Here is a 26,007-nt window from a genome sequence, read left to right as displayed (position 1 = left end):
CGCAGCTAGGGGAGATCAATCATGAAAACCATACTCGCCGCCGTAACGCTCGCGTTGAGCTTGTGTCTCTTGCCGGCCTCGCCGGCAGCCGCCAATGACCTGCCGCCGCCGCGGTCGGACAGTTGGACCGTGCCGACGCAATTTCTTGCCTGTACCGGCAACGCCTATGCGCTTTGTTATTATTCCGGTCCCGAGATCGCGACGCCCAGCCACCGGTATTCAGATCCGCCAGTGATGCCCTGTGAGCTGGATCCGGACAATCTCGGGGCAGCCAAATGTACCTGCTATGCCGTCGACGGGGAGAGCGAGGTTCCGGATGGGCAACAGCTTGGTCTGGAATTTCGGTTCAACTACGTGCTGTTGACCAGCATTTTGAACGAAGATGTGCGTAAAGAGACGCAAGAGACATGTGGTCCGTTGGGAAAGAAGTGTCTCAACATGATCAACCTGAACAAGTGTTCGGAGGCAAAATTCAAGCCTGACGAATGCAAGCAGGCCGACGTCTGTTCCATGCTTGGCAGCGCCCGCGACAACAGGAAGCAGACGCTTTATCCCGATCTTGCGGAAGTGGATCTGATCTCAACGTTCAGCTTCGCGCATATCTCTGAACACAGTTTCGGTTCGACCTCCTGCGACAGCGGGCTCTATGCGGGCTGCATGACCGCGCCGTGCAAGACCGATGAAGACGGCCTGACCACCTGCCAGTGTCCGACGTTTACCGGCCCCTATCAGGTTGGACAGCGTTCCCCGCGCCTCAAGGAGTTGGGTCTTGGTTGCGATATTTCGCCAAATGTCTGGTCCGCCGCCAACCACATCAAACCGCCATCGGAGTGATGGTCTAGGGCCAGTGGGGAATTAGGATTTGGCCTTGGTTTGGAAGCAAATCGCTCCTGTTCAAGAAGCGAAGGTGCAGGAAGGGTTGATCCCACTGCTTTCCGGTTAAGCAGGAACCTCTGACCACAATCAGGCTATGCCGCTTGTTCCAGTCTCCCCCCTGGTGGGGGAGATGTCTCCGATAGGAGGCAGAGGGGGCTCAACCTCTTGGCAAACAAGGCCTTTTTCGAATTCGCGGAACCACTGCGCCCCCCCTCTGTCCGGTTCCCGGACATCTCCCCCTCCAGGGGGGAGAGGGGCGCAAGCGGTAAGGCGCTACGTGTCCCGGATCGGAAAAAGCGGAAATATCGACAATGAATCAATGACCTGTTGAACATGGACCGAGTTAAACCGGACAACAGTGGGTTGACCCTTTCAAACCTTCGCGACGCCGAACAGAGCGATTTGTGCCAAATCCTTGTCGGACGCGGCGGATTTCGGCCCCGGGGTCGTCGGAAAGTCCTTGTGGTTGTGCACACCACCGCGGACTTCCCTTCTACCCGGAGACCGAAATTCGACACGCGCCAAGGCCGAAACCTCAATCCCCACAGGCCCTAGGTGACGGACGCATCAAGGTCCGCCTCAGTGTTCCAGCTGCCTTTCGCGCCAGACAATATAGATGCCGCTGGCGATGATGATTGCTGCGCCGAGATAGGTGGCGAAGTCGGGGATTTCTCCCCAGAGCAGGTAGCCGAGCAGGGTCGCCCAGATCAGCGCCGTGTAATCGAAGGGAGCGATAACAACAGCCGGAGCGAAGCGGAATGCCTGGGTCATCAAGGTGATTCCGACGGTGCCGAAAAACGCAATGGCGGCAAACAGCCAGAGATCGCCCAGCTTCGGTTGAACCCAGACAAAGGGCGCGACCAGGGCGCTCAGCAATGCGCCCGCGCCGACCAGATAGAGCATCAGCGTCCAGACGCTCTCGCGCGGATCGACCCAGCGGGCGCTGAGCATCAACAGCGCATAGACGAAAGCGGTCGCCACCGGAAGCAGGGACGCTGCCTGAAACGCACCGAACCCAGGACGCACCACCACCAGCACGCCCACGAACCCGGAGAGCACTGCTGACCAGCGCCGCCAGCCGACCCGCTCGCGCAGCACAACCGCGGAGATCGCGGTGACAAACACCGGCATGGCGAAGATCAGCGTGGTCGCTTCTGCGAGGCCGAGATAGATGAAGGACGTGAAGAACATCGTCGCTGCCAGCAGCCACAGCATACCACGCAGAAGATGTGCCGCCGGTCGGTGCGAGCGCAGCGCCGATGGTCCGCCGAGGTGAAAGGCGATCAGGGCGGCAATCGGCAGGGCGATGGCATTGCGCAGGAACAGGATCTGAAGCGGATTGTAACCGGCCGTCAGTGTCTTGCCGATGGCATCGTTGACACACAGGCACGCCACGCCGGCGCACATCATCATGATGCCTGTTGTCGCCTTGACCCCTGGGGCGGCCGTGGCCGTTTGCATGACGCGGTCTCCTCCACAGCCTGGGAGGAAAGCAGCAGACGGCCGGGGCGGCAAGGCTGATTTACCGCAAACCGGACAAGGCCGGTTGTTTTTCAGTCATGTTCCTGGCGGGCCGCGACGCTGCCGATGGGCGATGTCACGCGGTTTCGCCGAAATACTCCGGATGCGCCTTCATGATGTGCGGAACCGAAGTCAATGTCCCGGTCAGGTGTGATCTGACATGGGTCTCCACCTGCTGCAGGTCACCGTCGCTGATCACCTTGAGAATGAGCTCATGCGATTTGAGCACTTCCGTCATCTTGCCCGGGTCCGGCAGGTTGAGACGTCTCAACCGGTCGATGTGACCGGAACGGCCGGCAATGAGATGCCAGAGCGAAGGAACGCCGGCGGCCTGGAACAGCGACAGGTGAAACAACCGGTCAAGGGAATTGAATTCGGCGATGTCCCGGTCTTCGCCCGCCATTTTCTGCATCCTGAGAATGCGTGTCGTGGGCAGAAGTAGGTCCGGATCGTTCGCGCCGGCCAGCGTCTTGGCAACTTCCAGTTCCACGCTCAGGCGCAGGAACTGGGTTTCGCGGGCATGGGCGATGTCGATCCGGGTGACCTGGGTCTTGGACTGCGGATAGGAGACCACAAGACCTTCTTTTTCGAGCTGGTGTATGGCCTCGCGCACCGGCGACTGGCTGACATCGTTTTCCTTCGCGATGTCGGCGCGCGACAGGATCGTGTCAGGCAGCATATCCATCGACACTATGAGGTATCTCAGCCGCGTGTAGACACGGCTGGCCGCCGAATTGACCTGGAACGGTCCCGTGAGACCGTCGGACGCCTTGACCAGTGCTTCGGACAAAGAGCTGACATTCATGAACAAACAACCTCACAAAGCGGCACGCCGGGTCCCTACATCAATTTGCCTGGAACAAACAGCGACAGCGCAGGGAATACGACCAGCAGGGCCAGAAACGCAAGCATCGCGATGAAATAAGGCGATGACGCCTTGGCGTATGCCCCGGTCTTGACGTCGAGAATGCCGCAAACCGTGAACATGATCACGCCCACGGGCGGCGTAAGACCGCCGATATTGATCAGCGTTACCATGAGAATGCCCATGTGGATCGGGTCGAAACCGGCCTGTGTCAGGACCGGCAGGACGATTGGGGTCACGAGCAGAATGTTGGCGGCCCCTTCGAGAAACATGCCGCTCACCAGAAGAAGCAGCAGCACCAGTATCAGGATCAGATACGGATTCTCCGTCAGCGTGGTCATGAAGGCTGCGATTTGCTGGGGGCCCTGTTCGATCGTTACGGCGTAGCCGAGGACCGCCGCCATCATGATCAGCAGCATCACCATGCCGAGATCGAGGACGGAACCGGTGATGGCATCGTAGAGCTTGGCAAAAGACAGTTCCCGGTAGACGAACACACCCACAAACAATGCGTAAAACACCAGGAAGGCACCTGCTTCGGTGGCGGTGAAGAAGCCGAACCTGAAGCCGACGATCAGGATCACCGGAAACGCCAGAGCCCAGACGCTCTCCCGGAAGCTGGCTCCGAGTTCGGAGAGGCTGGGGGGCTGTGAAAGGTCGGGCTTGTATCCATTTTTGCTGGCAACGATCCAGGCAGTGACCATGAGTGTCGCTGTGAGCAGGACACCGGGGACAATTCCCGCCAGAAACAGGCGCCCGATGGAAACCTCGTTGATGAAGCCGAACAGGATCAGCCCGATGCTCGGCGGGATGGTCGCGGTGATGATGGAGCCGAAGGCCAGGACCGCGGATGTTGCCGCTTTCGAATAGCCGCCCTTTGAGATCATGCTTGGGCCGAGAAGCCGGGCTTCCATGGAGGCATCCGCGACGGCGGAACCCGAGATGCCGCCCATCATCAGGCTGAGCAGGATCGAAACCTGGCCCAGGCCGCCGGCCAGCCATCCGGTCAGCAATCGCGCGAACTTGATCAGGCGCTCCGTAATGCCGGTGGAGTTCATCAGGTTGCCGGCGAAAATGAAGAACGGCACCGCGAGGAGCGGAAAGCTCTGGGTGGCCGTCACCATCTTCTGGATTGCGACGGTCGGCGGCATGGTGCCCGTTGCCAGAAAAACCGGGAACGCGGCCAGCGCCAGGGCGAAGGCAACCGGCATGCCGATAACCAGGAAAAGGACAAAGAGTCCTGCAATGACAAGAAGCATCAGGCGTCAGCCCTTTTTCGTACGGTCTCGACGAGCTTCACGATCAATGTGCGGATCATGAGCGCGAAACCGACGACCATACTGGCGTGAAAGTAGGAGCCCGGGGTCTGCAGGGCCCCATCCAGGCGGGGGTGCATGAGAATCATGTTCTTCCAGGCAAATTGCATCAGGTAGCCGAGGAGCCCGATCAGAACGACAAGATTGAAGATCTCGACGGCCCTGCGGCCGGTGGGCGGCAGATTGTCGAGCAGCAGCCCGATTCCGAAATGCCGCCCGTGCTGCATGGCAAGGTCGATCGCAAAGATGCACAGCCAAAGAAAGAGCAGCTGTGCCACCTCGATCGACCAGATCAGCGGCGAGCCGATTGCCCTTGCGACCGAGGCAACTGCGATCAAGAGAACCACTGCAACCAGCAACAGGGCGGCGCAGGCAAATTCAACGCGTCTCAACATGAAGGTTCAGCCTATGATAAATTTGTCCGCGCCACCTTGCGAGCAAGGATCAGCGTCCAAGCACCTCGTTGACGATCGCCGCTTCCTGTTCCAGTTCAAGCAGCTCGTACACGCCTGATACTGCTTCCTTGAAGGGGGCGAGATCAACTTCCGACACGGTCACGCCGCTGTCCGCGACAAAGGCGAGGGCCTCTTCGCCGAGGTCGATGGTCAGCTGCGACGCGTAGCGGCCGTTCTCAACGGCGAGATCGCGGACGATCTTCTGGTGCTCGGGGGAAATTTGGTCCCAGGCCTCGGCAGACACGACCAGGGCCGTCACCAGCTGGATGTGGCCGGTCTTGGTCACGTTCTTGATGACTTCGTAAAGCTTGGCACCCTTGATGGCGGTCGGCTGGGCTTCCGCGGCATCGATGGCGCCCAGCTGCAGCGCCGAGTAGACCTCGCCCCAGGCAATCGGAGTGGGTTCCGCGCCCATCGCGCGGATGGTCTCGATCCAGATCGGTGCACCGATGGTCCGCATGCGGACGCCTGCAAGATCTTCAGGGGACGAAATCGGCTTCTGGGTGAGGGCGTGGCGGGGGCCCTGGTACCAGTTCGATGCCAGCATGACGAGACCGGACTTTTCCTTCAGTTCCTCACCCCAGGCCAGATAGGCGTCGGAGAGCGCAAAGGTGTCTGCCTGTTCATAGGTGTCGAACAGGAACGGGGCCGACATGATCGCCAGCGAGGGGACGAAGCTCGACAGGCGTGCAACGTCGGTGACCGTGCCCACATTTGCGCCGGCGCGCGCCTGGTCGATCATTTCCGTCGTGTCGCCAAGCTGTGAATTGTGGAAGACCTGGACTTCCACTTCGCCGTTGGTCGCCGCTTCCACCTCGGCTTTGAATTTGTCCAGCCCCTGACCCATTGGGTCGTTGGGCGCAAGGACGGTGCCGATGCGCAGGGTCGTTTCGGCGCTGGCCGGCGCGCTCAGGCCGATGCCGACGGCCATGGCCACACCAAGGCCAAGTGCTTTGAGTGTTCGATTCATGTTTTCCTCCCGAAATCTGCAACAAATCCAAATTGAAATATTAGTTGCATTGAAATATTAGTGTGATTATTGACGATATGTCAACAGCGTCCGAAATTTGCCCGGTCCGTGCCGGGTTTCGTCCCGGGGAAGAGTGAGCAAACAGCGATGACTGGCTTGGATTTTCGGCTGATCGGCGGTTCCGTGAGGCGAGCGCAATTGGGAGAAAGTCCGGTCTGGAATCCGGAAACCGGCGACATCTGGTGGGTCGACATCGATGGCAGGGCCATTTTGCGATGGCAGGCGGAAACGGAGCAGGTTCACCGTTGGTCAACGCCCGAAGTCCCGGGGTTCGCGGTTCTGGCGGACGGGGGGCTGCCGGCTGTCGGCATGCAGACCGGCATTTTTCTGTTCGATCCAGGCCGGGCGGAATTCGAGCGCATTGTGCCGTTTGCGAGCCCGGGACGGCGGTTCAACGATGCGGCCGTCGACCGGAGCGGCCGGCTCTGGGTGTCCACGATGGCGATGGACGTGCGGAAAGAGGCTGCGAAGATCTTCCTGGTAACGGATGGTCTGGAACTCAAGCCTGTTGTCAGCGGACTGACGATCCCGAATGGTCTGGCGATCGACCTTCAGCGTGGCCGCCTGTATTTTTCAGATTCTCATCCCGGCATACAGATGATCTGGACGCTGCGCCTGAAGGACGGCCTTCCGGAAACCGGCCGGCCGGAGGCGTTCGCGACGACCAGGACCTTGAAGGGGCGTCCCGACGGAGCGGCCCTGGATGAGGACGGGCGCTACTGGATCGCTGGCGTGGACGACGCTGCGCTCTATGTCTTCGATCCGGATGGCAGGATGGAAAGAACGATAGCGGTTCCCTTTCCGGCGCCGACGAAACTCACGTTCTTCGGTCAGGCCTGCCGCTCGATCGCCGTAACCTCGAAAATCGTCGGTGAAAACGGTGGCCTGCTGGGAGTCGCGGACCTCCCGGATACCTTTGCACCCGGTCTGTCGCAGCCCTTCTGGGTCATGGGCCGGGAGGCGTAGGCAGCCGCGAGCCGGGACAGGAGGCGACTTTCCGCTGCACACGGAAGGTCATCGGTTGCCGGCGCCACGGGTCACCCCTTGACCCCGGCGGAAATCATGACCGCTTCTGTGACGCGTTTCTGAAACACCAGATAGCCGATGATCACGGGCGCTGCCGCCAGCAGGGCGAGTGCCATCATGCGGGCATAGGCAACGCCGAATGCGTCGTTGACCTGGGTGATGCCCACCGGAATTGTCATCATGTCCTCGCTGGTGACGATCAGGAACGGCCAGAAGAAATTGTTCCAGGCGCTGATGAAGGTGATGATCGCCAGCGCTGCCGTGATCCCCCAGTTCAGGGGCAGGTAAAGCTTGAACAGCAGAACGAACTCACCGCCGCCATCCAGAAGGACCGCCTCGCGCATTTCCTTGGGAATGGCGTCGAAGAACTGCTTGTAGACGATGACCACGACCGGAACGATCAGTTGCGGCAGGATGATGCCCCACCACGTATTCACCATGTTCAGGTCGCTCATCAGAATGAACTGAGCCACATAAAGTGCAGGGACCGGCACCATGAAGCTTGCCACCACCAGCAGGTACAAGGCCTTGCGGCCCGGGAAACGCAACTGAGACAGGGCATAGGCACACATCATGCCGGTCAGCAGAACGATTGCGGTGATGATCACGGACGTCCCGACGGAGTTCAGGTACCACAACGGCAGTTTCGAATTGGACAGCACATTGGCATAAGCCGAGAAATTGAGCTCGTCGATGATGACACCGGCATCGGACACAATGCGGTTTTCACTGCGCAGGGAGGTGGTCAGGGCCCAGTAGAGCGGGAAGATCCAGATCGCGGCCGCGATCAGCACGATGCACGAAAAGGCAATGTTGCGTGCGGATTTCACCGTCATTTGCGGCCTCCGATGCGAAGCAACTGGAATTGAAGGACCGACAGGATGACGATGATCAGGAAGAGAACCATCGCGATGGCCGACGCGTACCCTCCATTGTTCAACTGAAAGGCCTCGCGGTACATTTGCATGAGCACGACGTAGGACTGGTTGAAGGGGCCGCCGTTGGACAGAAGATAGACCTGGTCGAACAGCTTCAGTTGCAGGATCAGCTGGAGCGTCAGGACCAGCGCGGTGACCGGCCAGAGCAGGGGCCAGGTAACGCGCCAGAAGCGTTGCCAGGGCGTCGCACCGTCCAGGGCCGCGGCCTCATAGAGATCCGGCGGGATGTTGCGCAGTCCGGCAATCATCAGGAGCACGTTGAAGCCGTTGGTCCACCATATCGTCACGACGGCGATCATCGGCATCACCCAGTAAGGGTTCTTGAAGACGGGTACGGCTTTCCCTGTCACGGCCGCGATCACGGGTTGCAGGATGCCGAACTGGAAGTCCAGCATCCAGGCCCAGATCATGGTGACGACCGAGACCGGCAACACGTAGGGCAGGAAGAACAGTGTCAGCACGAGCGCCTGGAACCGTCCCCGGAGCTTGCTGACCGCCAGTGCGATCAGCAAGGCGATCACGGTTGTCGGGGCGACCGTCAGGAGCACGAAATAGAGGTTGTTCCACAGCGAGGTATAAAACAGCCTGTCGCCCAGAAGCTTGGCATAGTTGGCAAGGCCCACCCATTGGCCGTCCCCGATCAGCGGCGCGTCCGTGAAGCTGAGCAGGACGACCTTGAGGGTAGGGTACAGAAAGAAGATCGTGAAAACCGCGAGGAAGGGAGTGATCATCAGGATCGCTGTCCAAGCTTCGCGATGGCGCCGCCGAACGTTCGACATGACGACCTCCCTTCCTGTGCGGTTTCGTTTGTTTCAGATTCAATCAAGCAGCGAGGTGAGCTGCTCTTTCATCTGCTGTGCAGCATCTTCAGGGCTGAGGAAGCCGTGAACCGCCGGTGCGATCAGGTTGTCCACCGCGTCATAGATGGGAGACGCGACGCCTGCAATCCTGGATCGCGGGTCGAATGCGGCATTCTGCGCCAGCGACGCGTAGGTCGCGTTGGGTTCGAGTGCGGCATATTCGGCACTTTCCACCGTGGACTTGTAGGCGGGAATATGACCGGCGCCGGCCCAGTCAAGGGAGTGCTTTTCCATCCAGCCGATGACCGTCAGAACGGCGTCGCGCGTCTCGGCGCTCATGTCCGGATTGTTGGGGATGGCGAAGGCGTGGGAATCGGCCCATGTCGCCGGCTGGTCCAGAAGCTGCGGAACCTCGTTGGCGAACCACTCGAAACCCAGGGTGTCGGCTTCGGTCTGGTCCTTGAAGGTCGGAACCTCCCAGACGCCGTTCACATGGAGCACCGACTTGCCGCCGGAAAACAGGGCTACGGAAGCTTCGTACGACGCCTGCTCGGGGATCAGTCCTGCTGCGCGCCAGTCTGCCATGATCCTGATGGCGTTCACCGCCTTGTCCATGTTGTCGCCGGCAAGCACTTCTCCGTCGGTGAGCATTTCGCCGCCCTGTTGCCGCAGCAGCGTGTAGAACACCCGCCAGGTGCCACCGCCGCCTTCCGACTGGAAGCTGAGTGGGTCGGAGAAACCATTGTCCTTGGCCCAGGTCAGCAGCGCGGTCATGTCCTCGACCGAGTTGAGGTTGGTCAGGTTGCCGTCTGCGTCCAGCCAGTCGGTGCCTTCAAGTGCACTGCGGTTGTAGTAGGCAACGATGGCGTGGATGTCGAACGGCACGGCCATCAGCTGGCCGTCGGGTGTTGACGCGGCCTCGATCGCCGCCGGGAAGAAATCGGATGTCGTCAGCCCGGCCGTTTCCAGATCCGTGGAACTGATGGGCGACAGGACATCTTCCTCAAGCGCCAGCGGCAGGCGGGACAGGTGATAGGTCATGATATCCGGACCCTCACCAACGGCGACCGACGTGCGGACCTTGGTATAGAAGGGCAGACCCCACTCCAGGGTCGTGCCGTTGATCTGGATGTCGGGGTGTTCCTCGTTGAACTGGTTGATCAGGGCTTTCATGCGAACTCCGTCGCCACCGGCAAGGAAATCCCACCATTCGACCTCGACCTGGGCCCATGCCGGACCGGAGAGCATCGTCGTCAATGCCGCTGCTGCGGCCAGTTTTGAGATTATGCTTTTCATTTCAGTTTCCTCCTCGTTTTCACTTGCTTATCGAATGCGGTCGCCTTCAGGTCTGAAGACGAAGATCCGCCCGGTCTCGGGAGCGACGGTCTGCACCGTTCCGTGCATGCCGTGCCGTGCACCTGTCTGTTGGAAGATCACCGCCTCGCCGCCCTCGAGCGTTCCGTGCTGATAGGAGACACCGCCGAGTTCCTCGGCGACGTCGACCGTCACACGCAGGCCGGCCGCCTCGGTCACCATCAGGTGCTCGGGACGTATCCCCAACACGATCCTGCTGCCGGATTCGGGTGGATCGGTGAGGGGAATATCAAAGGCCATGTCACGCTGCCCTTCGAGCCGCGCACTGACATGACCGTCGGAGCGGGATTCCACGATCGCCTTGAGGAAATTCATCGAGGGCGAACCGATGAAGCCGGCGACGAAGCGGTTCGCAGGATCGTCATACAGGTCGAGCGGGGCACCCGATTGCTGCACGTGGCCGCCCTGAAGCACGAAAATCTTGTCGGCAAGCGTCATGGCCTCGACCTGGTCATGGGTGACGTAGATCATCGTTGCCCCCAGTGCCTGGTGAAGCCGTGCCAGTTCCAGGCGCATCTGCACGCGAAGCTCCGCATCGAGGTTCGACAGGGGTTCGTCGAACAGGAAGACCTCCGGTGCGCGCACGATGGCACGGCCGATGGCGACACGCTGGCGCTGTCCGCCGGAAAGCTGGGCAGGCTTCTTGTCCAGATGCCCGGACAGCTGCAGGATTTCGGCGACCTCCTGTACCTTCTTGTCGACCTCTGTCCTTGGACGCTTGGCCAGACGCAGGCTGAACGCCATGTTCTCGAAGACCGACAGGTGCGGATAAAGCGCATAGGACTGGAACACCATGGCAACGCCACGTTTTGCCGGTTCCTCGTGGGTCACGTCGCGGACGCCAATGGAGATTGTGCCGTCGCTGGTATCCTCCAGCCCGGCGATCATGCGCAGCAAAGTGGATTTGCCGCAGCCTGACGGACCAACAAAAACAGCGAACTCGCCCCTGCGGATGTCCATGTCCACGCCACGGATCACATCGATGGCGCCGAAGCTCTTCTTGACCGCTCTCAGATGAACGCCCGTGTCCTCCATGGCGGCTCCTCCCTTTTCAAATCCGTGACAGACGCTCCTGCCTCAATCGACTGACAATCGGATCATGTTGTAGGAAAAGGCGGGCAACACGCCTTTCACGGCTCCATCGACAACCGCGATGCCGGTGCCCTCGCGCGGCCTGATCCGGTCCGGCTGCTCACAGGTGTTGGCAACACGTGCCTCGGTGCTGTCGCCACCCATTGCCTGGTGGTCGATGAGCCGGACATTCTCGAATCCGTGAAGCGCAAGGTCGAACTCGAGGCTTTCGTCCAGTCCCCGGTTGATGGCGAAGACGGTGATGGACCGGCCATCGGGCGCGAGAACGGCCGCTACGTCCAGATAATTGACATCCTGGGCTGCCTCCGCATCGTAGCGCGGACCGTCCACCGCCACGTTCAATGCCGTTCCCCTGCCGTAAAGGCTGGCAAACCTGTAGGGGTGGTAGATCGAGGTGACCCAGGCTTTGCCGTTCCGTTCCGCGCGGATCGGTGCAATCACGTTCACGAGCTGGGCGATGCAGGCGATCTTGACACGGTCGGAACGGCGGATGAACTCGTTCAGCAGCCCGCCGACGAAGATGGCGTCTTCGAGGTTGTAGTCTTCCTCCAGGAGGGCAGGGGCTTCCGGCCAGTCCCACGCGTGCCAGTTTTTGCTGTCCTGTTCCCGATTGTGGTACCAGACGTTCCACTCGTCGAAACAGATGTAGATGTCGTTCCTGGCGCGTTTCTTTGCTTTCACGTAATCGATGACACCGCCGATGGCCTGGATGTAGCGGCCGGTTTCCTCGATCTTGGCGAAGTAGTTCAGGGTGTTGCGGCTGTTGTTGCCGAAATACTTGTGAAGCGAGATGTAGTCGACATTCTCATAGCATTCCTCAAGAACCTGCCTTTCCCATTCGGGATAGGTCGGCATCTGGTCGTTTGAAGAGCCGCAGACAACGGTTTCAATTCCTTTTCCAAAGGCTTTCACGGCTTTCGAGGTCTCGTCGGCGAGGCGGCCGTATTCCTTGGCTTCCATGTGACCGATCTGCCAGGGGCCGTCCATTTCGTTGCCCAGGCACCACATGTTCACGCCATAGGGTTGCTCGACGCCGTGGCCGCGTCGAAGATCGCTCCAGTAGGTTCCCGAGGGGTGATTGCAATATTCCACGAAATTGCGCGCATCCTCGATGCCGCGCGTGCCCAGATTGACGGCCAGCATCATTTCAATGCCGGCATCCTCCGCCCATTGCGCGAATTCGTTGATGCCGACCTGGTTGGTTTCCTTGGACCGCCAGGCCAGGTCCAGCCGCACCGGCCGGTCTTCCCTGGGGCCGATACCGTCTTCCCATTTGTACGCCGACACGAAGTTTCCACCCGGATAACGGATCGCAGGGATGTTCAATGCGCGCACCAGCTCCAGTACATCCTTGCGGAAGCCCATTTCATTCGCGGTCGGATGCCCGGGTTCGTAGATACCGCTGTAGATTGCCCGCCCCATATGCTCGATGAAGGCCGAGTACAGGCGGTCGTCGATTGTCGCGACGGTAAAATCCCGATGAATTGAAGCGCGGCCTTTCATGTACCCTCCGGATGCGAGCCCTGACATGATGAGCAGGCTAGTCCGGCTGGGTGTTATCAGACAATTTACGTTTCTGGGTATTTCGTTACCAGAATTGGTAACGGGTGAGCCTCAGTCGCCCTGATCCGCGATCAGCCGTGCCTTGACCAGGTCCAGCAATCGCTCCGCGGCCGCCGACATCAGCCGATCACGCGGCCGCAGCACGTGATAGGGTTCAATGTCGATCGGCCGTTCGGTGTTCAGCAACACCAGGTCGGCACTGTAGGGCGGGGACAGCAACAGTTCGGCAACTTCATGGGTCACGACCGCGATCACGTCGGAATCGCGCAGCAGCGCCATGATCGCAACGACCGACGCGGTCTTGATCATGTTGGCCGGCAGTTCCGTTCCCTCCTCGTGAAACGCGATTTCAAGCGCGTGCCGTATCGGGGCCCCGCGTTCCTGCATCGTCCAGAGGTAATCCCGCAGATCTGCCAGCGCGACCGGGCCGGCGTCCGCCAGCGGGTGGCTGCTGCGAACCATGAGCAGGACCGCTTCATCACGTGCCGGGTAGATGTCGAAATCGCGGGAATAGTCCTGTGACCCGACACGGCTGAGCGTGAAATCGTACTCGCCGCGTTCCACACCCCACATGAGGCGCGACGATGACGAGACATCGAGCGAGACATCGACCATTGGCGCGTCTTGCTTCAGTTGAAGGATCGCGGGAATGATGATTGCGAGCGCACCGCCGGTCACGGCTCCGACCCGGACCGATCCGCCCTTGCCGCCGAGATGTGCCGCGAATTCCTCTGCCATCTGGTCGACATCGTGGACGAGCTTGCGCGCATGTTTGGCAAGAACGTCGCCGGCCGGTGTTGGCAACATGCCTTTTGGCGTCCGCTCGAACAGGTCCGATCCGATTTGTGCTTCGATATCTGCAAGCATCCGCGACGCGGCGGGAGCCGTCATGCTGCAGGCATCCGCCGCCAGCCTGAGTTTGCCGTGTCGCGCGATTGCCGCAATCAGGCGCAGCTGGACCGGTCGAAGCGAACGGAGATAGAGATTCACGGCCAAAGCGTCCCAAAAATGCGGCCCATCCAACTTGGCGGGCAAGTGGCAGCAGAGTTACGCTGGGCGGGCAAGTTATCAAGCCCGTATATGACGGCTTACCCGCAGGCTTGAATATGGTGAACGGCACTCACGTCCGCTTGCAGACGGGTACGGTCTTGTTTCGCTGTACCGGCCACATCTCGAAAAGCTCTGGTTGGAAGGTGTGCATTTGGGAGGAGGAAGGTCGTTCAAAGTCGACGATCTGCTCCCCGCAAGGGGAGCAGATCGTGCGATCAGGCCGACGTCAGATTATGAAATCAAAGCCGAAGTCGATCTGACCGAGGGAGGCGGTGTCGAACCCGCCGGGCCCGCCCTGTCCGACATCCGACACCTCCACATTGAGGATGGTGCCGTTTTCGATGCGCTGACTGAACTCTGCCGCATCGGTGCCGTGGAACACGGCCAGGGCCTGCCAGCCATTGGCGGCCGTGTTCGCCACCAGCGCGGTATCGTTGCCGAGATTCCAGGCCCACAGCACGTCGGGAAGATCCACGGAGCCATCGGGCTGGGTCTGGAAGAAACCTTCCCCGAATGCCAGCATGTCCTCGCCGAGGTCGAAGCCGAAGACTTCATCATAGCCCGTGTCACCGGTTTCCCAGAGAAAGGTATCGGCGTCGCCGTTCCCGAGCATGATGTCGTCGCCGGTACCGCCGCGGATCGTATCGTTGCCGTCGCCGCCCATGAGCACGTCGACACCATCACCGCCAAAGATGAAGTCGTCGCCGGCGTCGCCGAACACGTCATCGCTACCGGTGCCGCCGACCACATAGTCATCACCGTCTCCGGCTTCGACATGATCGTCTCCGGCGGCTGAATAGATGGTATCGGATCCGCCACCGGTCTTGATGTGATTGACACCCGAGTTGCCGAACACCGTGTCAACGCCCGATCCCGTCGTGACATTTTCGATACCGGTGAGCCTGTCCGTACCATCGGAACGCCAGGCGGTGCCGAAGATCAGATTGACTTCGGTGGACGCGTTGTCGAACACGACCGTGTCCGAACCGGCGCCACCATCGACAGTGTTGTCGCCAAAGCCGCTGATATGGATTTCGTCCTTTCCGAAACCACCGGTTACCGTATCGTTGCCACCGCCGACATGGATTATGTCATCGCCGCCACCGCCGTCGATGGTGTCGTTTCCATCTCCGCCGTAGATCGTATCGATGCCGTTGCCGATGCCGCCGTCGATCGTGTCGTTGCCGGTACCGCCTTCGATCGTGTCGTTGCCCATGCCGCCGTCGATCGTGTCGCTGCCGGACCCGCCATCGATTTGGTCATGGCCGGTACCGCCGTTGATCGTGTCGTCCTGGTCGCCGCCGAACAGCTTGTCCGAGCCGCTGCCACCATCGAGGAAGTCGTTCCCGTTACCGCCATGGAGTTCATCTGAACCGCCAAGTCCGAACAGGTCGTCGTTGCCATTAAGGCCCCAGAACTTGTTGTCGGCACCGTCGCCCTCGACGACGTCGTGGCTCTTGGTCGCGATGATGTTCTCGATGCCGGTTGTACGGTCAAAGGCATAGGGTTGCTGCCAGGGGGCGACTTTCTGCTGGATGCTGCCAAATCCGCCCCATCCGGTCAGGTCCGCTTCGATGCGGCTGGTCAGCATCGAATAGTCGATGGTGTCTTCGCCGCTTCCTCCCCAGATCATGTTGTTGTGAGGAAGGCCGTCATGGTAGCCGTAGTTGCCAGTCCGGTCCCGGATCAACAGGTCGTCACCGCCTTTGAGGTAGACGTCGGTACCGTTTGTGTGAGGGCCTAGATCACCGTGGTTGGCGTCGAAGAGGATGACATCGTCGTCTTCTGTGCCGTTAATAATGGAAATTTCGGGCTGCTCGGGTTCCCAAATCCCACCAACCGGATCGGGGTTGGACGTCAGGCCGGCCGTATTCGACGTGGCTGGCTCGGATTCGATGCCGCCGACGGTCCAGCCGAGAGGGACAGCGCCCGCGGTGCCGGTTGCTCCCGGCTTTTGCGGTTCGAAATTCACGTCATCCTTGGCCGTGTAGAGTGGCACGCCATCCGAGGAACCGGTAGCATCGGTTGCCCGGAAATCGTCGGGTTCATCAGAGTCGTCGAGCACGATCTGGATACTGGGGCTCCAACCTGTCGGCATGGGGCGCGCAGCTTCGACGGGTTCGAAGTCGAGGTGAGACAGCGTTGGAAAACCGTCGGGTTCCGACGTATCTGCAACGGACGTCGCAACGGTCGCCCCGGTGTTGTCTCCCTCGAAATTCAGCGTTTCAAGGCTTGTCTTGTTGAGTGGTGCTCTCGGAGCCTCGGTGTCGTCATCGGTTCTGAGGACGATCAGATCCGCGATAGGATCATTGCTCATTTTTCTCTCCTTCACTTGATCACGGCGTCATTGCCGCCAGCTGAAACTGGGGTTGCCTGGTATCCGAGCCGTGTGAAGGACGTTGTTGTTGTGTATCTGTCAGGGTGGGAAATGTATCTGTTTCGTGTCGCCGCCGATTTCGACTGGGGAGATTGAAGACGTTGAACCCCGTTTTTTCAACAAGGACTCTGCGCTTTCACAAAGGTACGAGTTGCGAAACGTCGAGACGGGAAGTCCGCTGCAATTGCTTGCCGAGGTAAGGCAAGGCGTGGCGGCGGGACCGATAGAAGGGGTTATCCGTCAGCGCCGGTCGTCGAGAAAATGTAGCCGATTCCCCGTACAGTCCGGATGAACCGCGGCTGATCCGGGTCCGGTTCGATTTTTCGGCGCAGGCGCGAGATGCGCAGGTCTATGGACCGGTCAAACGGCTCCCAGCCCCGGTGATGGGCAAGGTCGAGCAACTGATCGCGGGAAAGCACCCGGTTCGGGTGCATCACGAACACTTTCAGCAGTGCAAATTCCATCGCGGTGATCGGAACGTCGCTTCCGTCGGCATGCGTCAGGGCTGCGGCGGCGACATCAAGAGTAAAGTCGCCGAAATGCGCGGTCTCCGGCTCTTGGGGGGCGGCACCTGATGGCGATCGTTCACTGCGCCGGAGCACCGCCTTTATCCGTGCGTCGAGTTCACGAAGATCGACCGGCTTGCCGACATAGTCATCGGCGCCGAGTTCCAGTCCGACCACCCTGTCTATCGTGTCTGCTGCCGCCGTCAGCATGATGACCGGCGCCGAGTCCGGATCGGCACGCAATGAGCGAAGCACGCTCAGTCCGTCTTCACCGGGCATCCGGACATCGAGAACGATCAGGTCCGGCCGGCGCCGCGCGATCCGCTCCCGCAAGGACTGGGCATCCATGGCTTCCGTGCAATCGTAGCCGCGTTCACTCAGGTATTCCGAAACCATGCGGCGCAAGGACGCCTCGTCGTCACAAACAACGATATGCGGTCGGGGGGCGTTCATCGCCGGTCCTCCGTCAGTTGCGCCACCAATGCGAGCAGGTCGGCGGGTGTCGCCGGCTTGTCGAGGCAAGGCCGGTTTGCGTGTTTGAGTGCTTCCGCCACACTGCCTGAAAGGGTGTCGCCGGAAAGAAAGGCCAGCCGCCGGGCCTGATCCGGTGCCCGTTCGGCGAGTGCCTGGTGAAAGGCTAGGCCATCCATTTCGGGCATCCGGATGTCGGACAGTATTGCGTCGAAGGCGCGTTTTTCACAAAGAGCGAGCGCCTGGGCGCCCTGCGACGCCATAGTCACGACGTAACCGGCGTCGCGCAGCATGGCACTGATCATTGCCAGAACGCCGGGGTCGTCATCGACGACGAGAACCGATCCCGCCCCTTCGCGGGGAATGTCTTTTTCCTCCCTTGCGCCGGCGTCCATGCCGCCAACTGCAGGCAGCGAGATCATGAATGTCGCGCCCGAACCGGGCTGCGACCGCACGCCGATACGGCCGCCATGCGCAGTGATTGTCCTGTGACAGAAGGCAAGTCCGACACCTGTTCCTGCACCGACATCCTTTGTCGTGAAGAAGGGTTCGAAAATCCGGGTTTGCAGATTGCGGGCAATGCCTTCGCCGTTGTCGGAAAAAGCGACGGTCACCGCGTTGAAGGCCGGGCGATAACGGCTGCGGACGAGCAATCGGCCTTCGGGGCCGCGTTTCTGGAGTGCGTGTTCGGCATTGACAATGAGATTGGTGAAGACCTGAACGAGTTGATCGGCATCGGCGGGGATCGGAGGAAGGTCGGACGCGAGGTCCAGCTTGATCTCGGCGCCGTTTGCACGCAGTCCGTGACCGGCAACCTCCACGGCGACCTTGACGATTTCGTTGACATCTACGGGCGCGATTTCGGTTGGGCGTTGGCGGGCCATTGCCAGGAAGGTCTTGACGATCCGCGAGCATCGTTCCGCTGCGACGGAGACTTCGTGGATCTGGCGCGAATGAACGGGATCCTCGATTTTTTCCTCCAGCATCATCGAATAGCCGACGACGACGGAGAGGGGATTGTTCAATTCATGTGCGACGCCGGCAAGCAGGGCGCCAAGAGCGGACAGCTTTTCATTCTGGTGCGCGGCTTCCTTCTGCCTTTCCAGTTCGGCCTGCATGGCAAGTTGCTCGGTGATATCGCGCGTGGAGGAGACGATCACCTGCTCCCCCTTGTAGTTCACCACGCGCGCCGAGGTCAGACCATGCATGATGCTGCCGTCGCGGCGGCGAAAACGAACCGGATAATCCTGAACATGGCCTGTCGGCAGCAAAGCCGACAGGTAATCCTCGCGATCGGCAGGGTTGAGAAAGAAATCCATGGTCGTTTCGATGTGGCCGAACCGGTCCCGGGACGCGGGTGGAATGTAGATGACCTTTCCGTCCTTGACCCGGCTGACAAGAAAGGTCGTCGGGCTTGCTTCCACGATCGTGCGTACCAGATCGTCGGCCTCGCGGGTTGCCCGTTCGGCTTCCTTGCGCGCAGTGATATCGCGCATGGATATGAGATAGCTCCCCAGCGGTGTTTCGAAGTTTGAGGCCTCGACGACACTACCGTCTGCCAACGGCATTTCGACATTCCTGGCGCTTGACCTGACGGACTCGTGGATCCAGTTCCGCACGGATTCGACCGTCTGGTCTTCGGGCACCAGGATCCGACCGGCCTTGAGAACATTGTCCACTTCGTCCTCGAGCGTCATTCCCGGGGTGCTGAGAGGCAGGTTGCCGAAGACGATTTCACGAAAGGCCCCGTTGTTCATCACCAACCGAAGATCCCTGTCATAGAGCGCCACGCCCTCGCCAAGTCCCTCTATGGCATCTTCAAGTATTTCGCGTGCGCGCGATTCCGCCGAATGCCGCTCAGTCACGTCAATTGCGGTCGCAAGCACGCCGCGGGACTGGGTCGGAAAGGTCGCCACATGCAATCGGCGTCCTTCCTGTGTGACCAGTACGGACTGGGTGGGCCGTCGATGCAGCTGTGCAATGAACCGTTCGATTGTCCCCATTGAGTCCGATGCGTCCTGATCTGCATCGTTCTGGCGGGCCACGACGGCAATTCCCCGCTCAAGGATGGAATCGCCGTCCTTGACGGTTTCAATCATCCGGCTCCATGCGTTATTGACCCGTTGTACAACGAGGGAGGCATCCCAGAGGATGACGCCCATTTCCGCACCATCGAACGCGTCGCTCAACATTTGCAGGGCGTGGTTTTCACCAAGCCGGTCGCGGCCGGTGTCGCGAAACGTCACCAGATATCCGCCGGACCTTGTCGGATTCGACGAAGCGGCCAGGATCCCGCCATCGCTCAACGTCACTTCCTGGTCTCGCGCAAATCCGCGAATTGCGGTCACTATGCTGGTCGCAATGCTTTCCGCCGTGGTGCCGGCCGTTCTAGCTAACCGCCCACACGTCACCAGCCGCGTGAACAAGGCATCCATGCTTTCGCCGGGGTGCGGTGGCGGGTCCCCGAACAGGAAGATGTTTTCGAAACGGGAATTTGAGACAACGCAGCATCCGTCGCCGTCGAAAAGGACGGCGGCCAAATCGAGCGCACCAAGAATTTCCTCGTAAGCGTCGGTCTCTTCGCCCATGCCTGCCGGTACTTTCTTCCTGCAAGTTGCAGCCACCTGTTACAATCTTGCATGTTTCAGGCACTGGTGTGCATCAGTGCGGTAGCCGAAATGTATCAGAACGGTATCAGTGCACCACGTCAGCCCTAAATCGTGACCTGCATCACGTCATTTGGTGACGAGCTCATGTGAAACCCGTGGTCCGCATCGCTTTTGACAAGGGTGCGAAGTATGTGTTTTGCGCCCGGAGCGATCACGTCGGTGCGTATACTCTTGCCTTTGGATCACACTTTCACAGACGGTGGATCCGGTGTTTATTGAAAGAGGTCAGACATGATTTTTGCGGAAGCCGATATCGAGCAGGTCCGCGCGACCCGTCAGGTCCTGATCAGGGACGCACAGCAAACCGGTGCCCTTTTTTATGAAACACTGTTTGCTCTCAGGCCCGAGCTTCGGGCGTTGTTTCCGGACGATCTCTCCGATCAGAACCGGAAATTCGCGACGACACTTGCGGTCATCAGCGACAGCGCGCGCGACATGGACAGTCTCAAGCCGGTCCTTGAAAGCCTTGCGCGGCGACATTTGGCGTATTCGGTCAAACCACAGGACTATGAGTTGGTTGGCACCGCGCTCCAGCAAGCATTTGTCCGAATGGGGCTAACCGACGAACAGGTTGCGAGCTGGACATCGATCTACAAGGTCGTCAGCGAGTACATGATCGCGACCGCCTATCGCGGTCATTGACGGAAAGGACACAGCACCGGGGGCTATTCAGGGAAACTTGTGACTTAACAACGTGGGTTTGACCTTGGTATATGCGTGCCGGCGCAACCGAAGACAAAGCCGGTAAACGCCATTTCTGGTACACTTTTGACGTACCGAAATGCCTGATGTCCCTTATGCACGGCAAACTCATGAACTTCGCACTTTACAAGCTTCCGGACACCAACGCGCAGGCAGATCCCGCACAATGTCCCGGTGCGCGCTTTTCCGTGGCGCCCATGATGGAGTGGACGGATCGTCATTGCAGGGCGTTTCACCGGCAGCTGTCGAAGAACGCGCTGCTCTATACAGAGATGGTGACGACCGGGGCGGTGATCCATGGCGACCGGGACCACCTGATCGGCTTTTCCGATTGCGAGCATCCGATTGCCTGTCAGCTCGGCGGTTCGGACCCGGGAGACATGGCGGAAGCCGCGAGGATCGTCGAGGGCTTCGGCTACGACGAGGTCAACATCAATGTCGGCTGTCCGTCCGACCGGGTCCAGTCCGGCCGGTTCGGGGCCTGCCTGATGCAGGAGCCGGAACTGGTTGCGGCCTGTGTCGAGGCCATGAAGGCAGCCGTCGATATTCCGGTCACCGTCAAGTGCCGGATCGGTGTCGACGAGCAGGACACGGAAGAGGCGCTGGACCGCATGGCGGACGCGGTGTTCGCCGCCGGTAGCGATGCGCTGTGGGTTCATGCCCGCAAGGCCTGGCTCAAGGGCCTGAGCCCCAAGGAAAACCGGGACATCCCGCCGCTCGACTACGACCGCGTGCTGCGCTTGAAACAGCGACTGCCGGACCGCTTCATCGGACTGAATGGCGGCCTGCAGAGCCTTGACCAGGGCGCGCCCTACCTGGCAACGCTCGACGGGCTGATGTTCGGCCGGGCGGCCTATCACACGCCGGAACTTCTGGGGCAGGTCGACCGCAGGGTTTATGGTGAGGACGGCCCGGACGTGTCACCCTGGGACGCGGTCAGGGCGCACATGCCCTATCTCGACGAACAACTCGGGAAAGGGGTCAAGCTGGCGCATATGACCCGGCACATGCTTGGCCTGTTTCATGGCCGCCCGGGGGCCCGGTCGTGGCGGCGCATCCTGACCGTCGAGGCGATCAAGCCCGGTGCGGGCCTTCAGGTGGTCGAACAGGCCCTGGCCGCCGTCAGTCCGGCGGGGGCGGACCTGGCTGCCGCGGAATAGGTTCCGGGCCGGTGGCCGACTGCTGTCAGGGGGTCATGATCAGCTTGTCGCCCTCGATCCGCCAACTCCTGAGCTGGTCGAGAGCACTCATGCCGAACAGGCTGGCTTCCAGGGATCCCTCGCGGGCGACAAAGCCCCGGACGTTGTGCAGGGTATGGTCGCCCATGGTGATCGTCTCGATCCGCACTGGCGCCACGAGCGTGCGGCCGTTGGCGGTCGACACCGGAACGGTGAAGGAGAGGTCCCGGGGCCGGTAACCGGCCTTGAGGGCATCCTCGTAGGTCAGGACAACCGCGCTGGCGCCGGTGTCGAGCAGGAAATGCGTCCTGGCTCCGTTGGTCCGGCCGTCGAGCACGAAGTGCCCGCCTGCATCGCGCACGATCAGGATCGTGCCATCCGGCTGGGTCACCGCAAGACCCGGCGCGATCGCGCCGAGCACCCGGTAGCCGGCCTGCACCAGATCGGTCCGATAGGTGTAGCCGACGATCAGGAGCGCACACAGGCCACCCCAGAAGAATGTCCCCTGCACGATCTCCCGTACCTTGGGCTGGCCGAAGATGAAACTGGCCAGAAACACGAAGGCGAGGGCGGACAGCGCGACGATCCGGGGACCGGTGTCGTCGAAATTGGCATTGGCCGGATCGGTCGGGTCTCCGAAAAAGGCATAGAAGGCCGCAGCCGCCATCACGATCACCAGGATCGCAAGCATCAGGCCGCGCATCTGCCTTGGGCCGTTCATCCACGGCCTCCCGCATTTCCGTCCGGCAACCTGCGGTCGGGGAGAGCGGCGAGGATATCCGCGCGCTGGCCGTCGCTGTAGCTGGCCCAGGACGCGATTTCATCCAGTGTGCGGCGGCAGCCGAGGCAAAGGCCGCTCCGCCGGTCGATCTGGCAGGTCTTGATACAGGGTGACTTCATGAAACGGATATGGCGGCGGATTGTGGTTTTGCCAAGACAAAAACGCGCGAGAGGACGGAGGTCACGGACCTCCGGCATAGGAGAAGGGGGCAGTGATGATCCTGATCGGCAGGGTGACGGCAGCCTGGGTGGCGCTGCCCACGAAACTGCCGAGGTCCTCGCCGAGATTGGCCCCGCGGTACTGGTCCGACGTGGAAGCGGCAACCGAGCGGCCGAAGGTTTCCCGGAATTCCGGTCGGAGCTGTGCGAGCTGCGCGAACTTTGAATGGTTGGTACTGTCGAGAGAATCAAGATCCGTCACATCGATCACGACGGCGCCGAGTTCGGCCAGTTCCTGGTCGTCGGAATAAGCGCCGACCCGTTCCTTGCCACCGGCAATCGTTCGGGAAATGCGCAGCGCCTTGTCGTCCCTGGAGACGATCACCGTGAAGGGGCGTGGCGGCTTGCCGAGTTTCTTCAACTGTGCCTTGAAAAGGTCGATATCGATATCGGGGGCGGCCAGCACGATGTCGTCGATACGGGTGCTCAGCAGGCGCCGATTTTCCGGACGGGCCTGGACGGCGGTCTCCATCAGCAGCCAGTTGCCCATGGAATGGGCCAGAACCGTGATGTGTTCCGCGCGAGATCCCGACAGTTCGACGAGTGTTTCCTCCAAAGCGCTGCGGGCGACCGCCGCGCTGTTGAGGTCATAGACATAGTCCTTGAGCTTGCCGCGCGAGGCCCAGGTGAACATCACCGGTACACCTTTGAACCGGCTGTCGTGGACGATCTGGGTGAAACGGTAAAGGGCCTCGGGAAAGCGTGTGTTGTACCCGTGAATGAACACCAGGACATTTCGCTCTCCGCGTGGCAACGCCGCAAGGCGGGCATTCACCTTTGCCTTGAAGGCCGCCTTGTCGGCAAGATAGCCGGCGCTGCGGGCGACAAATGCCTTCTCCGGGTCTCCCGGCAGGCTGTCGGGCCATTCGATCGCACCGGCTTCATGCGTCGGCGGCACGGAGATCGACGCCTGCGCATAGCTGATGGCGGTGGAGCGTTCACCGTTGAAATAGGTGTCGGGACGGCTGTCGCGTTTGCGGGTCGTTGCGATCAGGATGTCGCTCACCCGTGCATCCGCGGCCGGGGCGGTGTTCAGCGCCAGTGCGCCGGCATCCGGGCGACCGCCGCAGGCCGTGAGCAGGGCGAACGACGCCAACACGATAGCGCTCAACAGACTGCGCGGTGCAAATGTGCGCAAAGGCCCATGTCCTGAAAAAGTGATCATTTACGCGATCTGTCCCATACACCGTTCCTCAGGGCACCATAAGCATCCCGGCCAGAAAACCAAGCCCGCTCAGTTGCTGAATTGCGCCCAAAACATCGCCGGTAACACCGCCGATTTTCAAATGCGACAGGCGACCGGTCAGATAGGCCGCCGCAGAACCTGCCAGCAGTGCCAGCGCCAGCGCGGGCAGAGACAGCAGCAGCAGAGCCGGAAGCAACAAAGGCAGGGTGGCAATCAGGGCCTGCTGTTGCGTTTCCCGCGAGGGTTTGCCGAACCTGGCGGCGAGGCCGTCCGGTCGGGCCAGGGGCCGGGCCTGCCATTGCCAGACAAGCAGGGCCCGTGAGAAGGCTTCGCTGGCAAGAAACAGGAGCGCGGCATCGGCTGGCGAGAACCGTTGCCAGAGCGCGGCCAGGAGCGCGATCCGCAGGAAAACCGTAACGATCAGGGCGAGGGCACCAAACGCGCCGATGCGGCTGTCCTTCATGATGTCCAGGCGCCTGGCACGGGTGGCCCCGCCGAAAAAGCCGTCCGCGACGTCACTGAGGCCGTCCTCGTGTAGTGCGCCAGTCGTTGCCGCAAGCAGGCCGACAACGAGGATTGCCGACGCCAATGCGGGCAACATCGTGTAACCGAGCAGCATGCCAAGCGCGGCCGCCGGCAGCGCGATCACGGCACCGGCGAGCGGAGCCGCGCGTGCGATGCGTGAAAAGTCCGGCGCGGCGGCCGGATCGTCGCAGGCATTGACCCGCGGCAGCGGCACGCGGGAGAAGAATCGCACGCAAGCCGCGGTGTCGGCGGCCAGAGACACCAGCCCCGATCCACGCCGTACGGATCCTTCCCCGGTTTTGTCGGATCCCAATTCTGCTCCGGAAACAGGAGATTGGTCGGATTCAGAGCTCATCAGGCCGGTCCAGTGCTTGAGTTTTTCAATGGCGGGTTATAGATCAGCCCCTTGGCGAGACCAAGAGCCGGATGTCTCCGGCCGAACAAACCGGAACCTGATGTCAATGTCCCTCTCCGAGACCGCGCTTCCCTTCGACGATATCCGCAATCTGGTGAAGTCCATGCCCGGGCCGGACGAGGAAGCGCTTGGCAAGGTCAAGGCGCGCGATGCCGAACTGACCAAACCGGCCGGTTCGCTCGGCCGCCTGGAGGAAATCGCCGAGTGGCTGGCCGCCTGGTCCGGCAATGCACCCCCGAAAATCACCCGCCCGCTTGTCGCGATTTTTGCAACCGCTCACGGTGTTGCCGATGAGGGCGTGTCCGCGTTTCCAAGCTCGGTCAACCGGCAGATGGTGGAGAATTTTGCCGCTGGCGGCGCAGCCATCAACCAGCTTTGCAAGGTCAATGACATCGGCCTGAAGGTATTCGACCTTGCCGTCGACATGCCGACCCCCAGCATCACGCGTGAAGACGCCATGGACGAAGCCAATTGCGCGGCCACCATGGCCTATGGCATGGAGGCACTGGCCGGCGGCATCGACCTGATCTGCCTCGGTGAGATGGGCATCGGCAACACGACGGTTGCTGCCGCCGTCATCAACGGTCTCTTCGGCGGCAAGGCGGAGGACTGGATCGGTCGTGGCACCGGTGTCGACGACGAAGGTCTGGCCCGAAAGCGTGCGGCGGTCGAGGCCGCCGTCTCTCGCCTTGGGGGAGAAAAGGACCCGCTGGAGATCCTGCGCAAGATTGGTGGGCGTGAAATCGCCGCCATGGCCGGGCTCATCATTGCCGCGCGCCTGCAGCGCGTTCCGGTCATCGTTGACGGCTTCGTGACCACCGCCGCTGCCGCCGTGGTCTATGCCATGGACCCCGCCGGTCTCGATCACTGCCTGTTTGCCCACGTGTCCGCCGAACAGGCCCATGCCAAGGTGCTGGACCATATGGGCAAGGACGCCCTGTTTGATTTCGGCATGCGTTTGGGCGAAGGCTCCGGTGCGGCGCTCGCGGCGGGCGTGGCCAAGGCGGCAGCCGGGATGCATTCCGGCATGGCGACTTTCGCGGATGCGGGTGTTGCGGGAAAAACCGAATAGT

General features: G+C 60.9%; 23 protein-coding genes. 5 read left to right on the top strand and 18 right to left on the bottom strand.

Annotation, left to right across the window (positions count from 1 at the left end):
• Positions 1-21: 21 nt before the first annotated feature.
• Positions 22-834 (top strand): hypothetical protein, encoded by an 813-nt coding sequence (locus O6760_RS25545; RefSeq protein WP_269582468.1) that lies wholly within the window; start codon positions 22-24, stop codon positions 832-834.
• A gap of 621 nt (positions 835-1,455) precedes the next feature.
• On the opposite strand, the gene O6760_RS25540 is transcribed toward O6760_RS25545, so the two are convergent.
• The 5 genes from O6760_RS25540 to O6760_RS25520 all read right to left on the bottom strand — a co-directional run bounded on the left by O6760_RS25540 (position 1,456) and on the right by O6760_RS25520 (position 6,003).
• Entirely contained in the window at positions 1,456-2,337 is an 882-nt protein-coding gene (locus O6760_RS25540) for a DMT family transporter (protein ID WP_269582467.1), read from the bottom strand.
• 136 nt (positions 2,338-2,473) lie between these two features.
• Positions 2,474-3,202, bottom strand: coding sequence for a GntR family transcriptional regulator (locus O6760_RS25535; RefSeq protein WP_269582466.1), 729 nt, complete (start codon positions 3,200-3,202; stop codon positions 2,474-2,476).
• A 35-nt stretch (positions 3,203-3,237) separates the two neighbouring features.
• Positions 3,238-4,521 carry a TRAP transporter large permease gene (locus tag O6760_RS25530; protein ID WP_269582465.1) on the bottom strand — a complete coding sequence of 428 codons (1,284 nt, stop codon included), beginning with the start codon at positions 4,519-4,521 and terminating at the stop codon, positions 3,238-3,240.
• Positions 4,521-4,973: a TRAP transporter small permease gene (locus O6760_RS25525; protein ID WP_269582464.1), complete on the bottom strand. Its 453-nt coding sequence runs from the start codon at positions 4,971-4,973 to the stop codon at positions 4,521-4,523. Before O6760_RS25525 ends, O6760_RS25530 begins: the two co-directional genes overlap by 1 nt.
• Before the next feature lie 49 nt (positions 4,974-5,022).
• Positions 5,023-6,003 carry a C4-dicarboxylate TRAP transporter substrate-binding protein gene (locus tag O6760_RS25520; RefSeq protein WP_269582463.1) on the bottom strand — a complete coding sequence of 327 codons (981 nt, stop codon included), beginning with the start codon at positions 6,001-6,003 and terminating at the stop codon, positions 5,023-5,025.
• Positions 6,004-6,150: 147 nt separating this feature from the next.
• On the opposite strand from O6760_RS25520, the gene O6760_RS25515 reads away from it, so the two are divergent.
• The gene (locus O6760_RS25515; protein WP_269582462.1) at positions 6,151-7,029 is read left to right on the top strand and encodes an SMP-30/gluconolactonase/LRE family protein; all 879 of its coding nucleotides are present in this window, start codon (positions 6,151-6,153) and stop codon (positions 7,027-7,029) included.
• Between the two features lie 71 nt (positions 7,030-7,100).
• Here the strand turns inward: O6760_RS25515 and O6760_RS25510 are convergent, their stop codons facing one another.
• The 9 genes from O6760_RS25510 to O6760_RS25470 all read right to left on the bottom strand — a co-directional run bounded on the left by O6760_RS25510 (position 7,101) and on the right by O6760_RS25470 (position 19,848).
• On the bottom strand, positions 7,101-7,925 hold the full coding sequence (locus O6760_RS25510; RefSeq protein ID WP_269582461.1) for a carbohydrate ABC transporter permease: 825 nt from the start codon (positions 7,923-7,925) through the stop codon (positions 7,101-7,103).
• The gene (locus O6760_RS25505; protein ID WP_269582460.1) at positions 7,922-8,806 is read right to left on the bottom strand and encodes a carbohydrate ABC transporter permease; all 885 of its coding nucleotides are present in this window, start codon (positions 8,804-8,806) and stop codon (positions 7,922-7,924) included. Before O6760_RS25505 ends, O6760_RS25510 begins: the two co-directional genes overlap by 4 nt.
• 39 nt (positions 8,807-8,845) lie before the next feature.
• Positions 8,846-10,123 carry an extracellular solute-binding protein gene (locus O6760_RS25500; RefSeq protein WP_269582459.1) on the bottom strand — a complete coding sequence of 426 codons (1,278 nt, stop codon included), beginning with the start codon at positions 10,121-10,123 and terminating at the stop codon, positions 8,846-8,848.
• Positions 10,124-10,150: 27 nt separating this feature from the next.
• Positions 10,151-11,236, bottom strand: a complete 1,086-nt coding sequence (locus tag O6760_RS25495) for an ABC transporter ATP-binding protein (RefSeq protein WP_269582458.1) — start codon at positions 11,234-11,236, stop codon at positions 10,151-10,153.
• Between the two features lie 42 nt (positions 11,237-11,278).
• A complete protein-coding gene (arfA, locus tag O6760_RS25490; protein ID WP_269582457.1) occupies positions 11,279-12,796 on the bottom strand; it encodes an arabinosylfuranosidase ArfA in 1,518 nt (505 codons plus the stop codon).
• A 111-nt stretch (positions 12,797-12,907) separates the two neighbouring features.
• On the bottom strand, positions 12,908-13,846 hold the full coding sequence (locus tag O6760_RS25485) for a LysR family transcriptional regulator (RefSeq protein WP_269582456.1): 939 nt from the start codon (positions 13,844-13,846) through the stop codon (positions 12,908-12,910).
• A 286-nt stretch (positions 13,847-14,132) separates the two neighbouring features.
• Positions 14,133-16,223, bottom strand: coding sequence for a calcium-binding protein (locus tag O6760_RS25480; protein ID WP_269582455.1), 2,091 nt, complete (start codon positions 16,221-16,223; stop codon positions 14,133-14,135).
• A gap of 293 nt (positions 16,224-16,516) precedes the next feature.
• Positions 16,517-17,242, bottom strand: coding sequence for a response regulator (locus O6760_RS25475; protein ID WP_269582454.1), 726 nt, complete (start codon positions 17,240-17,242; stop codon positions 16,517-16,519).
• Entirely contained in the window at positions 17,239-19,848 is a 2,610-nt protein-coding gene (locus tag O6760_RS25470; protein WP_269582453.1) for a PAS-domain containing protein, read from the bottom strand. Before O6760_RS25470 ends, O6760_RS25475 begins: the two co-directional genes overlap by 4 nt.
• A 312-nt stretch (positions 19,849-20,160) precedes the next feature.
• Here O6760_RS25470 and O6760_RS25465 point away from each other — a divergent pair, with 312 nt between their 5' ends.
• Both O6760_RS25465 and dusA read left to right on the top strand, forming a co-directional pair.
• Entirely contained in the window at positions 20,161-20,571 is a 411-nt protein-coding gene (locus O6760_RS25465) for a globin domain-containing protein (protein WP_269582452.1), read from the top strand.
• 257 nt (positions 20,572-20,828) lie between these two features.
• A complete protein-coding gene (gene dusA / locus O6760_RS25460; protein ID WP_269586356.1) occupies positions 20,829-21,791 on the top strand; it encodes a tRNA dihydrouridine(20/20a) synthase DusA in 963 nt (320 codons plus the stop codon).
• 25 nt (positions 21,792-21,816) lie between these two features.
• Here dusA and O6760_RS25455 read toward each other — a convergent pair whose 3' ends face one another.
• From O6760_RS25455 to cobS, 4 genes are all read right to left on the bottom strand, one after another.
• On the bottom strand, positions 21,817-22,530 hold the full coding sequence (locus O6760_RS25455) for a retropepsin-like aspartic protease family protein (RefSeq protein ID WP_269582451.1): 714 nt from the start codon (positions 22,528-22,530) through the stop codon (positions 21,817-21,819).
• Positions 22,527-22,709 carry a DUF1289 domain-containing protein gene (locus O6760_RS25450; protein WP_269582450.1) on the bottom strand — a complete coding sequence of 61 codons (183 nt, stop codon included), beginning with the start codon at positions 22,707-22,709 and terminating at the stop codon, positions 22,527-22,529. Before O6760_RS25450 ends, O6760_RS25455 begins: the two co-directional genes overlap by 4 nt.
• 61 nt (positions 22,710-22,770) lie before the next feature.
• On the bottom strand, positions 22,771-23,907 hold the full coding sequence (locus O6760_RS25445) for an alpha/beta hydrolase (protein ID WP_269582449.1): 1,137 nt from the start codon (positions 23,905-23,907) through the stop codon (positions 22,771-22,773).
• Between the two features lie 94 nt (positions 23,908-24,001).
• Positions 24,002-24,874, bottom strand: coding sequence for an adenosylcobinamide-GDP ribazoletransferase (gene cobS / locus O6760_RS25440; protein ID WP_269582448.1), 873 nt, complete (start codon positions 24,872-24,874; stop codon positions 24,002-24,004).
• Positions 24,875-24,980: 106 nt separating this feature from the next.
• Here cobS and cobT point away from each other — a divergent pair, with 106 nt between their 5' ends.
• Complete coding sequence (gene cobT, locus O6760_RS25435) at positions 24,981-26,006, top strand: nicotinate-nucleotide--dimethylbenzimidazole phosphoribosyltransferase (RefSeq protein WP_269582447.1); 1,026 nt, start codon at positions 24,981-24,983, stop codon at positions 26,004-26,006.
• The last annotated feature ends 1 nt before the right edge of the window (position 26,007 follow it).

The sequence above is a fragment of the Roseibium sp. Sym1 genome (assembly GCF_027359675.1).
GTDB lineage: Bacteria > Pseudomonadota > Alphaproteobacteria > Rhizobiales > Stappiaceae > Roseibium.
This window is presented reverse-complemented; position numbering and strand designations above follow the sequence as displayed.